Source organism: Rhizobium sp. CB2179 (genome assembly GCF_057653455.1).
Window position 1 is genome coordinate 863,463 of the sequence record NZ_JBYGKR010000002.1, and the last position, 12,705, is coordinate 876,167.

11 protein-coding genes are annotated in these 12,705 nt (G+C 59.5%); 6 read left to right on the plus strand and 5 right to left on the minus strand.

All coding sequences use genetic code 11. The features are described 5' to 3' along the window. Positions 1–25 precede the first annotated feature (25 nt). Complete coding sequence (locus tag AC244Q_RS28170) at positions 26–1,555, plus strand: FGGY-family carbohydrate kinase (protein WP_128406911.1); 1,530 nt, start codon at positions 26–28, stop codon at positions 1,553–1,555. Then, positions 1,552–3,177 carry a GMC family oxidoreductase gene (locus AC244Q_RS28175; RefSeq protein WP_128406912.1) on the plus strand — a complete coding sequence of 542 codons (1,626 nt, stop codon included), beginning with the start codon at positions 1,552–1,554 and terminating at the stop codon, positions 3,175–3,177. The genes AC244Q_RS28170 and AC244Q_RS28175 overlap by 4 nt, the downstream gene beginning before the upstream one ends. Before the next feature lie 358 nt (positions 3,178–3,535). Here the strand turns inward: AC244Q_RS28175 and AC244Q_RS28180 are convergent, their stop codons facing one another. Both AC244Q_RS28180 and AC244Q_RS28185 read right to left on the minus strand, forming a co-directional pair. Beyond that, on the minus strand, positions 3,536–3,739 hold the full coding sequence (locus tag AC244Q_RS28180; protein WP_003550088.1) for a cold-shock protein: 204 nt from the start codon (positions 3,737–3,739) through the stop codon (positions 3,536–3,538). Between the two features lie 112 nt (positions 3,740–3,851). Continuing rightward, the gene (locus AC244Q_RS28185) at positions 3,852–4,472 is read right to left on the minus strand and encodes a hypothetical protein (protein WP_012755510.1); all 621 of its coding nucleotides are present in this window, start codon (positions 4,470–4,472) and stop codon (positions 3,852–3,854) included. Positions 4,473–4,736: 264 nt separating this feature from the next. Between AC244Q_RS28185 and AC244Q_RS28190 the strand changes: the two genes are divergently transcribed. The 4 genes from AC244Q_RS28190 (at position 4,737) to AC244Q_RS28205 (ending at position 10,132) form a co-directional block, all read left to right on the plus strand. Next, positions 4,737–5,849 (plus strand): hypothetical protein, encoded by a 1,113-nt coding sequence (locus AC244Q_RS28190; protein ID WP_197725697.1) that lies wholly within the window; start codon positions 4,737–4,739, stop codon positions 5,847–5,849. A gap of 410 nt (positions 5,850–6,259) precedes the next feature. Beyond that, on the plus strand, positions 6,260–8,269 hold the full coding sequence (locus AC244Q_RS28195) for a methyl-accepting chemotaxis protein (protein ID WP_128406914.1): 2,010 nt from the start codon (positions 6,260–6,262) through the stop codon (positions 8,267–8,269). Positions 8,270–8,453: 184 nt separating this feature from the next. Next, entirely contained in the window at positions 8,454–8,843 is a 390-nt protein-coding gene (locus AC244Q_RS28200; protein ID WP_012755513.1) for a GFA family protein, read from the plus strand. A 443-nt stretch (positions 8,844–9,286) separates the two neighbouring features. Continuing rightward, entirely contained in the window at positions 9,287–10,132 is an 846-nt protein-coding gene (locus tag AC244Q_RS28205; protein WP_128406915.1) for an alpha/beta fold hydrolase, read from the plus strand. Between the two features lie 42 nt (positions 10,133–10,174). On the opposite strand, the gene AC244Q_RS28210 is transcribed toward AC244Q_RS28205, so the two are convergent. The 3 genes from AC244Q_RS28210 to AC244Q_RS28220 are packed head-to-tail and all read right to left on the minus strand — an operon-like array spanning position 10,175 to position 12,704. After that, positions 10,175–10,918 (minus strand): ABC transporter ATP-binding protein, encoded by a 744-nt coding sequence (locus AC244Q_RS28210; RefSeq protein ID WP_113547482.1) that lies wholly within the window; start codon positions 10,916–10,918, stop codon positions 10,175–10,177. Further along, complete coding sequence (locus AC244Q_RS28215) at positions 10,915–11,772, minus strand: ABC transporter ATP-binding protein (RefSeq protein WP_128406916.1); 858 nt, start codon at positions 11,770–11,772, stop codon at positions 10,915–10,917. The genes AC244Q_RS28210 and AC244Q_RS28215 overlap by 4 nt, the downstream gene beginning before the upstream one ends. Further along, complete coding sequence (locus AC244Q_RS28220) at positions 11,769–12,704, minus strand: ABC transporter permease (RefSeq protein ID WP_128406917.1); 936 nt, start codon at positions 12,702–12,704, stop codon at positions 11,769–11,771. The genes AC244Q_RS28215 and AC244Q_RS28220 overlap by 4 nt, the downstream gene beginning before the upstream one ends. Between the last annotated feature and the right edge of the window lies 1 nt (position 12,705).

Genomic DNA, 12,705 nt, shown 5'->3' on the forward strand with positions numbered 1-12,705 from the left:
ATCTCGAACCTTGGGAGGGTTCTGCATGGGAAACTATCTTTTGGGGCTCGACGCCGGAAACACCGTCATCAAGGCGGTGATTTTCGACCGGGCGGGCAAGGAGATCGCAGCTGCGTCCGAAGAAGGACACAGCCGCATGCCGAGCCCGGGGCATGTCGAGCGGGGTCTGGACGAACTCTGGACGAATGCACGGCAGGTTATCCGCGCTTGCATCGAAAAGGCAGAGATCCAGCCGGAGGAAATTGCCGCGATCGGTTGCGCCGGGCATGGCAACGGTCTCTATGCGCTTGATCGCGACGGCGCTCCGCTCATCGGCATCCAGTCGCTCGACACACGGGCGGCCGGGCTGGTCGATGAATGGCGAGAAGCCGGCGTTGGAGACCGGACCTATCCGATTGCCCGCCAGCGCCCGTGGCCATCCCAGACGCCGACATTGCTTGCCTGGCTGAAGCGTCACCGGTCGGACCTGTTCAACCGCATCGGTACGGTGTTCTTCTCCAAGGATTTCGTCGTCAACCGCCTGACTGGCCGCCGCGTCAGCGAGGTATCCGACATGTCGGGGGCCGGTCTGCTCGATCTTGCCGCGCGCCGCTACGACAAGGCACTGATGGAGGCCTATGGGCTGGGCGATTGCATGGACCTGTTGCCGCCGCTCATCGAAAGCGCCGACATTGCCGGCACGGTAACGGAAGAGGTGGCGGCGCAAACCGGGCTCGCCGCCGGGACGCCTGTGGTCGGCGGGCTCTTCGACGTTGTCGCCTCGGCGCTCGGCTCGGGCGTTTCGCGCACCGGCAGCGCCTCGATCATTGCCGGCACCTGGAGCATCAACCAGGTCGTTATCGATAGTCCCGACCTCGACGGGCCGGTCTTCATGTCCTCGACCTTCGATCGCAGCCGCTACATGGCGATGGAAAACAGCGCCACCTCGGCGGCCAATCTCGAATGGCTGGTGCGGGAGTTCTTCGAAGGCGAGCATGCGGAAGGCGTGTCGCCCTTCGATGCCTGCTGCGCGCTGGCCGGGGCGATCGAGCCCACGGCAGACGACCCGCTCTACCATCCCTATCTCTATGGCGCCCAGCAGGACGGCCGCGCACGCGCCGGCTTCTATGGCATTGCCGGTTGGCACACCAAGGGGCATCTCGTTCGCGCGCTTCTCGAAGGGGTCGCCTTCGGTCATCGCCAGCACATCGAGACGATCCGAAAGGCCGGCGCGGTGTTCAACGAAGCGGTGCTCTCCGGCGGCGGCTCGCGCAGCCTGATCTGGCCGCAGATCTTTGCCGATGTGCTCGGCGTTCCGGTCAGCGTTGCCCGCTCGCGTGAAACCGGTGCGCTGGGAGCGGCGATTGCGGCTGGAACCGGCGTCGGCATTTTCGCGGACTTCGGCGCTGGTGCTGCGGCCATGGTCCGGACCGAGAGGCTTTATCGTCCGGATGTCTCGCTTGAGGCGCATTACGCGCGGCGCTACGCTCTCTATCAGGATATCGCCGAAGCGATGGCACCGCTCTGGCGGCGTCTGACGGCGGTCCCCCCGGCGGCAGCGGGGGCAGCGGCGTGAATATTCGTGTGAATGATGCAGCCATTGATGCGGGAAGCTACGACATCATCATCGTCGGCGCGGGATCGGCGGGATGCGTTCTGGCCAACCGGCTATCGGCCGATCCGAAAACCCGCGTCCTGCTGCTCGAAGCCGGCGGCAGCGACCGGTACCATTGGGTGCATGTACCGATCGGCTATCTCTACTGCATGGGCAATCCGCGCACCGATTGGATGATGAGGACGGCGGCGGAGGCCGGACTGAACGGTCGGTCACTGCCCTATCCGCGTGGAAAAGTGCTGGGCGGCTGTTCGTCGATCAACGGCATGATCTACATGCGCGGCCAGGCGGCCGATTACGACGGCTGGCGGCAGGCGGGTAATTCCGGCTGGGGCTGGGACGACGTGCTGCCCTATTTCCTGAAATCCGAGGACAACTATCGTGGCCAGTCGCCAATGCACGGGGCAGGCGGCGAATGGCGGGTGGAAAAGCAGCGGCTGTCCTGGCCGATCCTCGATGCCTTTCGCGATGCCGCCGAAGAACTCGGCATCCCGAAGACCGACGATTTTAACGATGGCGACAATGAAGGCTCGGGCTATTTCGAGGTCAACCAGCGCGGCGGCCTGCGCTGGAACACGACCAAGGCCTTCTTGCGCCCGGCGATGAAGCGGCCCAATCTGCGTGTGCTGACCGGCGCCGAAACCGAGCGGATGGAATTCGAGGGCAGAATGGTGACCGGCGTGCGGTTCCGGCTGAACGGACGGAGTCATCTGGCTCGCGCCGGTCGCGAGGTCATTCTGTCTGCCGGTGCGATCAATTCGCCGAAAATCCTTGAGCTTTCCGGGATCGGTCGACCGGATGTGTTGTCGGCTGCTGGGCTGGACGTCGTCCACGAACTTCCAGGTGTCGGCGAAAACCTGCAGGATCATCTGCAAATCCGCACGGTCTTCCGCATCGAGGGCGCAAAGACGCTGAACCAGCTCTATCACAACCTGTTCACCCGCGCGGGCATGGGGCTTGAATATATGCTGCGCCGGTCCGGGCCTCTGTCGATGGCGCCGAGCCAGCTCGGTATCTTTGCCAAGAGCGATCCGGCTGTTGCGACCGCCGATCTCGAATATCACGTGCAGCCCTTGAGCACCGACCGGCTCGGCGAGCCGCTGCACAAATATCCCGCCGTCACCGTCTCCGTCTGCAATCTGCGGCCGGAGAGCCGGGGGAGCGTGCATGTTAGCGGCCCGAACCTTTCGGTGGCGCCGGAAATACGCCCGAATTATCTTTCGACCGTCGGCGACCGGATGGTTGCGACGAAATCGATCCGGCACGCCCGCCGGCTCATGGAGGCCGGTGCCATCGCCAAGTACCGGCCGCAGGAGATGTTGCCGGGCACGGAATACCGGACCGACGAGGACCTGATCCGTCGTGTCGGCGATATCGCCACGACGATCTTCCATCCGGTCGGCACCTGCAAGATGGGCAGCGACACGATGGCGGTTGTTGATTCGCAATTGCGGTTGCATGGGCTGGCGAAACTGCGGGTGGTCGATGCCTCGATCATGCCGACAATCGTGTCGGGCAATACCAACTCGCCGGTGATCATGATTGCCGAGAAGGCCGCGGAAAGCATTCTATCAGGGGTGTGATGGGCTCTTCGCCGTGATGAACTCCTCGCATTGTCTAAAGCGAATGCGTGGAACATCCTTTTCTCAGAGACAAAATGCTCAGTTTGCCGCGACTGCGCTGGCGTGAGGGTCGTCACTATTCGGAATTTCCAAGGTGCTGACGTTAAACGACACGCCCAGACCTCGATTGGCGGCGTTTCGGCTTAAAGCATACCGCGCAACTGTGCAGCGGTTTTCCGACAACGACATGCGCACAAAAACCTAAAGCGCGAAGAGCGAATATGAAAAATCGCGCCGCGCTGTAGAGTACGAAGGCATTCGCGCCTGCGGCTCGTAATGATGAGCCCAACCCGCTCAATGCAGGTTGGGCCATTTTTGATCAGAGAGTCGAGACGTTCTCAGCCTTCGATTTTCCGGTCTTGCGATCTTGTCCAACTTCGAAGCTGACCTTGTCGCCTTCGCGGAGCGACCCGCCGCTCTGCAGCGCAGACACGTGAACAAAAACGTCCTGCCCGCCACCCTCAGGGGTGATGAAGCCGAAGCCCTTGTCGTCATTGAAGAATTTAACGGTACCTGTCGGCATGAGATAACTATTTCCTTGTGTCGTTCAGCGATTTGCGAAGGCGAAACTATAGCTTCGGGGCTTCTCTATCAACCCTTTAGCACGCCGACGGCTCTTTGAATGTAAAAAGATATCAGCTCCGACGAAGGTCAATGCGGCTCGTAACAACCGATCGACCTGTAGCGGGGTCGGTATCGACGGTTGTGAGGCGCATGCCCGATGCCCCGGTTTTTTCGATCGTCATCTGCGCACGGCGGTCGCCATTGACCTCTTTTGCCCATTTGATCGCGAGGCTTATGGCATTACCAGCGCGCTTTCCGCCTAGACCCGCGGTGCCGGTGCCCGCGCCCACGTAGGAGCCGGTGTAGCTGTCACCGCTAGCCTTGAGGTTAGCGCTGATGACACGGGAAAAAACGACGAGACTGGTGCAGCGTCCATTGAGTGCGAGGGAACTTGCATTCGCGTCCGACTTGAAGCGGCAAGTGACTTTAATGGTGGGTGCGTTTGTTCGCACTTTCACCGTACCGTTACCGCTCCAATTTCCCGCCAGTGTTTTGAGGAAGGCGGATTCGTCGGCGTGGGCGGCGCCGGCCGTGAGCATTGACGCCGTCGCAGCGGCGATTGCGCAGGCAAGGATCTTAAACATCTGGCTAACTTTCGGGCCGCATAACATCCGCATCATGACGCTCGGCTCTTCGAGGAGGAGGGTGTCATATAACCGCTCGACGATGATTTGGTTCCGTATGGGCGGCATTCGATCGCGTTCCCAACACGGCGCGCACGTTTTCAACAAGATCAACGGGCCAATGATGCCCACGCACGCTGAAAGGGATTGCCGATCTACCGCCTGAAGCTTTAGATCGGTCTTGCACAATGAGATTGTGCGAGCCGGCTGGGATGGCTTCAGTTCCGCTACAGCGCCGCGCGTCTTGAGATGCGCAAAGCAGGTTGTTGCGTTTTGAACTGCTGCATAGGGGGCCGCCGACAGAAACTTTGCCAGCCCACGGGGCTGTCACATATGAGGGGGCCGACGCCTTTGATTTCGCTTGTTCTTCCTGGTCGCCCGCTCTCGTTGGCGCGCAACGTCATCTCCACGCCGAATGCTTACTTTTGGTCAACGCCCATTATCCTGGCACTGGCTGGCTTTCTATTCGTCTCGGAAGCACCAGGTGTGATCCGCGATTTCCAGATCAGCCAGAACCCTTTGACGCTCGAAAATGGCGACGTGCAAAATGGGCGATGCACGACACGCAAGGCAGTCTTTACCGATTGCGAGGCACGCCTGGTCTACAGCTACGGTGGACGAGACTACGATACCGAAGTCGAGGTCATGTTCGTCGATTTCCATACCGGCGACTATGAAACGGGTCTGGTGATATCAGCCGATCACCCGGAACTTGCGACGATGAGCCTGGGTCTGGACATGCTCTGGAACCGGATCATCACGCTTACTGTGTTTGCCGTCCTGCTTGGCGGCATGGGCCTGGGGATGATTTTTCTCGCCATCCGCATTTGGCGGGTCAAGGGCCAGTTGCTTCGGCCTGCCATGCTGACCCCTGTCCCGGTCGAGATCACCGCATTCGACCGCAAACGCGGCGTCCTTTCCATCACCTACAACGACAAGATTGCCGACGACAAAACAGGGCGATCGGCTTACACGCGCATGAAGGATGGAGAGGAGCCTCTGATCGTCGGTGAAGCCAATGGCAAGGCGATCGGATTGGCCGTGAGGCACGGCAATACTGCCCTGCCGGTGCTTCTCGACGATCGGCTGCAGCGTGTGGAGCTTACGGATAAAGAACGCACCGCAGCTCTTGCACCTTTCGCGTATCAGCAAGAACGCGATCAGAGCGTTCCGGTGTTGATCGAAGACACCAAAAGGACGGTATCGATCTGGAAGCGGGTGAAGTTGTTCTTCGGTGTGTTGCTTCTGATGGTCGTCGGTGTGGTCGGCTTCTGGCTCTGGTACATCACGACTTCCCCGACAGCATTCCAATCGCCTGGCATGGACATCAACAATCTCATGCCAGCGCCGTTGAACGAGTGGGGATGCGAGCAACTGAAGAAGCGGTTTGGTCAGGGTCGCGCGCCGTTTGGTTGCGTCGCCGACGATTATACGAGCTGGAAATAAAAAGATGGCGCCCGCTGTTTGACCGGGCGCCCTCATCATCGGTAGGGGCAATCGGCTGCGCGCGTGGAAGCGGCCGGCCAAAGCGGCACAATTCTGCACGGTTGTAGGTGCCCCGTTCGGTTGCGCGCACCGTAACCCACTCTCGCGGCTCAATCGGTAGCAACTGGCGATCGACCGATTTTTGCATGCCTCGATGATCCGCGAAAAACCCACCACAGACCGTCGCCCACAGCCTCAACAGAAACTTAAGCTCATTACTATAATTCTAAATAACCACCCACAGCGTCGTTGCGTGTGGGAGTTGGTGTTGGGAACCCGAATGCAAAGTGCAGCTGGAGCACGTTTGTCCAGCTTGTTGACCAATCGCAGCAGCCGGGAGCCGGTCGTCCCGTGCGCCAAGGAGCATCGAAATGCCGCCCAAACTTTTTACCCGTATAAGTGCCAAGTTAACCGCCATGTCCGCAGCCGCCATTCTCATGGTTGCGATCTTGCTGGTGGCGGTCTGGGTCGGGGGCACCTCGGTCGGCAAGAGCTCCGATTTCGGCCGGATGCAATTGGTCATTTCCCGTGACCTGGTTGATGCGAAAGCGTCGCTACGCGGCATGATGATGGGAATGATGGAATTGCGCCTCGCGGAAAGCTCGGCCGAAGCGACGAAGGCGCGCGAGTATGTCGCCAAGCGCCATGAGTCGGTCATCAAATACCTGACAAGCGCGAGCGCCAGTATAACGCTCCAGACCAATAAGGATCGAGTGTCAAAGATCTCCGAATTGACAAGTCAGTGGATGACCGAGTTCGGGGGGCTTTCAACCGCTATCGACGCGAAGTTGGACAACTCAGCCGACGGCTCCAAGGCTGCCAGCGCGGAAAGGTCCGCTCAAGTCAAGCTGCTGACTATTGCCGATGAAATCGGATCGTTGCTCGACGAGTGTGTAACAGCGGCCAAAGGGAAAGCGGACGAAGCAGGTCAGCAGATGGCAACAGCATCTAGCTTGGCGATGCAGGTTAGTCTCGGAGCGGGATGTCTAGTGGTGATGACCCTCATCGGGTCAGCTATTTTTGGTTCCAGGGCGATCGCTCGCCCAATCGGGAAGTTGACCACCAGTATGAAACAACTGGCCGACGGCGACCTTGAGACAATCATACCGTTCGCCAGCCGACCTGACGAGATCGGCGCTATGGCGGGTGCGGTGGAAGTGTTCAAGCAGAACGGCATTAGGATGCGCCATCTCAACGCCCAGGAAACTGCGCTGCACGCTAAGAGCGCGGACCTCTCATCAAATATTTCGAAGGTGGTTGCGGCGGCGGTGGCGGGAGATTTCACCAAAAGAATTGAGACGACTTATGATAGTCTGGACCTCAATCGTTTCGCGGGAAGCGTCAATGAGCTGGTGACGTCTGTTCATCGGGGCGTCAGTGAGACCCAACGTGTGATCGCGGCGCTGGCGGAGGGAAATCTCACCGAGGAGATGGAAGGCGAATTTCAGGGGGCCTTCGGGGAGCTAAAGCGCAATGTGAATGCGACGATGGTGGGTCTTCGAACGGTTATAGCGGAAGTCGGTACCGCGATCGACACAATCAATTCTGGGACCGGTGAACTTAGCGATGCGGCCGGCGATTTGTCCAAACGAACGGAACAGCAGGCTGCTTCATTGGAGGAAACCGCTGCAGCGCTTGAGGAGATCACATCGGCGGTTAAGAATTCTACGGATCGAGCATCGGAAGCCAGTCACATGGTTGGCGAAGCGCGTCGAAGCACAGATCAATCGAGTGCGGTGGTCAGTGATGCTGTTGCCGCCATGGGTCTTATTGAACAGGCCTCCGGCGAGATTGGTCAGATCATCAGTGTCATAGACGAGATCGCCTTTCAAACGAACTTGCTTGCATTGAATGCAGGCGTCGAAGCGGCCCGCGCGGGTGAGGCCGGCAAGGGCTTCGCCGTTGTCGCGCAAGAGGTTCGCGAGCTTGCTCAGCGTTCTGCTCGCGCCGCAAAGGACATCAAGGAACTGATCACCCGTTCAAGCGGAGAGGTACGCACCGGCGTTAGCTTGGTGACCGCTACAGGAGACGCCTTGAGCCTGATCCAAACACAGGTCACCAAAATCAACGATCACGTCCACTCAATTGCGACCGCGGCAAGGGAGCAGGCAACCGGTCTCGCCGAAGTCAACACTGCCGTCAATCAGATGGACCAGGTCACGCAACAGAATGCCGCGATGGTTGAAGAGGCCACCGCAAGTACCAGCAGACTTGCGGAAGAAGTCGTCACGCTATCCAGACTGATCTCCCGCTTTAACGTAGGAGCGCGTAACATCCGCAATCCTGCTGCAGCCAGCGTCACCCATCATCACGCTCTTTCACCCTCGCCGCATCAGACGCTGGCAACTGCGGTCCGTGCAAGACACGCCCGAGCAAGTTGAGATTACGTGGGTACTGACACGGCGTCAGAAATGCTGATGTGGCGTCGGAATGTTCCGACGCCACTATGTTTCGAACCTCTTCCGTCCGTGCAGACATCGTTTATCCGCGCGGGTGGCCGAAATAGCCGCCATTAGCTCTGTCGCTGCGAACGGCGCCAAGGCTTCAAACAGAGTGGGGTCCTACGTGGAAAGAAGAGCTTCATGCTCGTGTGGTGCACTTTCCATCATCGCACGTGGAAACCCCCTAAAAATTTCCGTCTGCCATTGCGCCGCTTGTCAACGCCGGACAGGATCAAGCTTTGGGGTAGGGGTCTTTTTTGCATCGGAAACAACCGAGGAAACTGGGTTGTCTTCGACCTTCAGGAGATCGGGTGATAGCGGGAAGCTGATCGAATTCCATTTTTGTCCCACATGCGGTTCGACCGTTTTTTGGAAACCGGAGTTCAGGCCGGGTTTAACAGCAGTCGCACTTGGCTGTTTCGACGAGAAGCGAGACTTGGAGCCATCGCAGGCGGTTTACGATGAGAACCGCCACGCATGGGTATCAATAGACATCCCTCAGCAAAAGATCTGACGCCTGGTGATTTCGCTCCCTCGGCGTGCATGTCATTTGATCGATCGACATCAAGGCACGTTGCAAGACGTGTGCATCACTCTGGTCTGCGAGCATAAAACGTGTGCCATCCATCGCCGTCGCGGCTGACCCTGAAACCTGAAGTTCGAGATTAGCAGAGATGAAGACATAGTCATCCCGACCTAGCAGAGTAGCGATGTGGAGATCCCACGTGCCGGCGATATTCCGTCCCCGGAACCCTGACCTGAATCCGCTTGGACCACGTTATGCCGCGAAAATGGTTTTTGGGGACCGTCATACTCAATATGCCCGATGCGGCACCACTCACCTTAGCCACAGGATAGGGAACATGCAGACGTCGAGTGGCGTTCGCGTGGAAGCCTGCAGATACAAAGGCCTGCGATTTTCGCTGCCTCATCCAAGCCAATAAAGGATGCCGCCAAGTGACTGAACGTATGATCAAGTTTGACGACGTCGAGATTGCCACTCAGGCTTTCGGCAATCCGGCGCATGAGCCGCTCCTGCTCATCATGGGCGCCATGGCTTCCATGTTGTGGTGGCCGGACGGATTCTGCCAAAAGCTTGCTGATCACGAGTTCTATGTCATCCGCTACGACAATCGAGATACCGGCCGTTCGACGATCTACACGCCGGGGGAACCGCCCTATGCAATGGACGACATGGCCGAAGACGCCATCAGGGTACTCGATGGCTACGGCATCGACCGCGCCAATCTGATCGGAATGTCGTTGGGCGGCACGATCGCCCAGATCGCGGCACTGTCAAATCCGAAGCGCGTCAAGACACTAACACTGATCTCCACCACGCCGGTGGGCGTTGATACCAGTGCTCTACCCCACACTACCGACGCCTACATGGAGCACGCAGCGACGGGTGAGAACGTCGATTGGACAGACAATGCCCAGGTGATCGAATTCCTCGTCAAGGATACCCAGATGATCGCCGGTTCGGCGCACCCTTACGATGAACGGCAGGCGCGCGCCTTTGTTGAACGTGACGTCAAACGGGCCCAAAACTTCGTCAGCGCTACCAATCATTTCATGGTGAAGGGCGGCCAGACCTTAAGGAGCAAACTGGCTGAACTTGCCGCGCCGCTCCTTGTCATACACGGAACGGCTGATCCGATTTATCCCGTTGAGCACGGCGAATTGCTGGCACGAACCGTCAAGGGAGCAAAGCTCATTCGGCTCGAAGGCGGTGGCCACGAAATTCATCTCCAGGATTGGCAGGAGATCACTTCTGCTATCGAAGCCCATTGCGGTCGGTAGCTTGTGGCATCAAGAAGCAGGCAGGGGCCCACCGACCAACAGCTACGCCCTTCCGTACATCCGGCTCGCGCGCAGCAGGCGTTGCGAATAGGGGTGTTCGACCGCACCTCTTCGGAGGGCGCCGACATCGACCTGTTCGACGATTTCGCCCGCTTCCATGATGGCGACGCGGCTGCACATATGCGAGACGACGGCGAGGTCGTGGCTGACGAGCAGATAGGTCAGACCGCGATTGACGCGCAGATCCTGGAGGAGATTGAGGATTTCGGCCTGAACCGACACGTCGAGCGCCGATGTCGGTTCGTCGAGAAGCAGTACATCCGGATCCAGCATCAGCGCGCGGGCGATGGCTACGCGCTGGCGCTGGCCGCCGGAGAGCTGGTGCGGAAATCGGTAGCTCAGCGCCGGATCGAGGCCGACCGATCTCAGGACGGCGTTGACGTCGACGGAATTCGTATCGAGGCCCTGGTTGCGCAGCGGTTCTTTCAGCTGCGAGCGGATGGTCTTGCGGGGATGGAGGGATCCGTAGGGGTCCTGGAACACCATCTGCACCCGGCGGAAGAATGGCCGGCTGCGCTGTTGACTTAACGGCTCGCCGTGGAGCTCGATCCGGCCGTCATAATTGGCGTTGAGGCCGGAAAGCGCCCTCAAGACAGTGGACTTCCCGCAGCCGGACTCGCCGACCAGACCGAAAGCAGTTCCCTTTTCGATGGCGAAGCTTACGTCTCGAACGACAGGCCGCTGCCCGGGTCCGAAACGGACCGTAAGATTGTCGATTTTAATCACCGCGGCGGCTCCAATGCGAATTCTTCAAGCCAGGCCGGATCTCGTTTCAGGATCGGCAGCCGGGCAGGGGGATCTTCGATCGTCGGCAGGGATGCCAGCAATCCTTGCGTATAAGGATGTCGGGCGTTGTCGAGATCGCGCGCTTCGAGCACTTCCACGACCCGCCCCGCATACATGATGAGGACGCGATCGCAGAAATTCCGGATGAGATTGAGGTCGTGGCTGATGAAGATCAGCCCGAGATTGCGCCGCAAGACGAGCTCGTCGAGCAGTGCCAGGATCTCGAGCCTCACCGTCACGTCGAGCGCTGACGTCGGCTCGTCTGCGATCAGCACTTCGGGTTCGGCAATCAGCATCATGGCGATCATCGCCCGCTGACCCATGCCACCCGAGATTTCGTGCGGGTAAAGGCGGGCAACACGCTCGGGATCACGGATCTGGACGGCTTCGAGCATATCGAGCGCTTGCCTGTAGGTCTTGCTCTTGCTCACCCTCGGATGATGGAAGCGGTAGGTCTCGGCGATCTGTTCGCCGATCCGCATGACGGGATTGAGCGAATATTTCGGGTCCTGCAGGATCAGGCCGATCCGCCGGCCCCTGATCGTCATCATCGTTTTTTCGTTCGCCTTGAGCAGATCGACGTCGCGAAACCGCATCCGCTCGGCATTGACGATGGCGGTCGGTGGCAGCAGCTTCATGATGGCGCGGCCGACGGTCGACTTTCCCGATCCAGATTCACCGACGATCCCGAGCTTTTCCTGTCCAAGCGAAAAGCTCACGCCGCGCACGGCCCGCACCTGTCCGCCGCCAAATGCGATTTCGAGATTTTGAATATCGATCAAGGGCTCTGTCATTCTGAACCTCGGGGATCGAGAACATCGCGAAGCGCATCGCCGACGAGGTTGAAGGCGAGGCTGACGAGCGCAATGGCAATGCCGGGTGCTGCGATGACCCAGGGGCTGTCGAGCATGAATTCACGTCCGCTGGCGGCCATCGACCCCCATTCCGGCCATGGCGGCTGCGCGCCGAGGCCGAGGAAGCCGAGACCGGCGGCAGTGATGATGATGCCGGCCATATTGAGGGTGACGCGGACGATCACTGAGGGAATGCACATCGGCAGGATGTGACGAGTGATGATCGCGAGTGATGTCGCGCCTTGCAGGCGCACGGCGGCGATGTAATCCGCCTTGCGCAGGCTGAGCGTCTCGGCGCGCGCAAGACGCGCGATCGGTGGCCAGGCCGTCAGTGAAATCGCGATGATTGCATTGGTGATGCCCGGACCGAGCGCTGCGGCAAAACCCAGCGCCAGCACGAGACCGGGGAAGGAGAGAAAAATATCGGTGACGCGCATCAGGATTTCGTCGACGAGGCCGCCGAAATAACCTGAGACGGTGCCGATCAGCAGGCCGAGCGGGGCGACGATGACCGTGACGAGCATGATGATGTAGAGCGTCGTGCGGGCGCCATAGATCACCCGGGAAAAGACGTCGCGGCCGAAATTGTCGGTGCCGAGCCAATGGCTCGCCGATGGCGCGGCAAGCCGCCCGGCCATGTCCTGAACGATCGGATCGTAGCTCGTCAGCAGGGGTGCGACCAGCGCCACGGCGATCAGCAGCAGGATAATGGCCAGTCCCGCCAGACCAAGCGGGTGCAGGCTGAATTTCCGCCAGCCTTGATGAATCTGCTGCGCCGATGACTGGAACCAGCCTCGAGGCTCCGGTGCGAGCAGCCAGTTGCGGAGGCCGCCGGTGTTGACGCTGTCTGCGTGCTCAGAGGAGATCGTCATG

What these genes read in the sequence shown, in the direction of transcription:
- AC244Q_RS28180 (WP_003550088.1), bottom strand. Translation starts at nt 3,739, where the DNA reads ATGCCGACAGGTACCGTTAAATTCTTCAATGACGACAAGGGCTTCGGC.
- AC244Q_RS28220 (WP_128406917.1), bottom strand. Translation starts at nt 12,704, where the DNA reads ATGACGATCTCCTCTGAGCACGCAGACAGCGTCAACACCGGCGGCCTC.
- AC244Q_RS28185 (WP_012755510.1), bottom strand. Translation starts at nt 4,472, where the DNA reads ATGCCGCCCATACGGAACCAAATCATCGTCGAGCGGTTATATGACACC.
- AC244Q_RS28215 (WP_128406916.1), bottom strand. Translation starts at nt 11,772, where the DNA reads ATGACAGAGCCCTTGATCGATATTCAAAATCTCGAAATCGCATTTGGC.
- AC244Q_RS28170 (WP_128406911.1), top strand. Translation starts at nt 26, where the DNA reads ATGGGAAACTATCTTTTGGGGCTCGACGCCGGAAACACCGTCATCAAG.
- AC244Q_RS28195 (WP_128406914.1), top strand. Translation starts at nt 6,260, where the DNA reads ATGCCGCCCAAACTTTTTACCCGTATAAGTGCCAAGTTAACCGCCATG.
- AC244Q_RS28190 (WP_197725697.1), top strand. Translation starts at nt 4,737, where the DNA reads ATGAGGGGGCCGACGCCTTTGATTTCGCTTGTTCTTCCTGGTCGCCCG.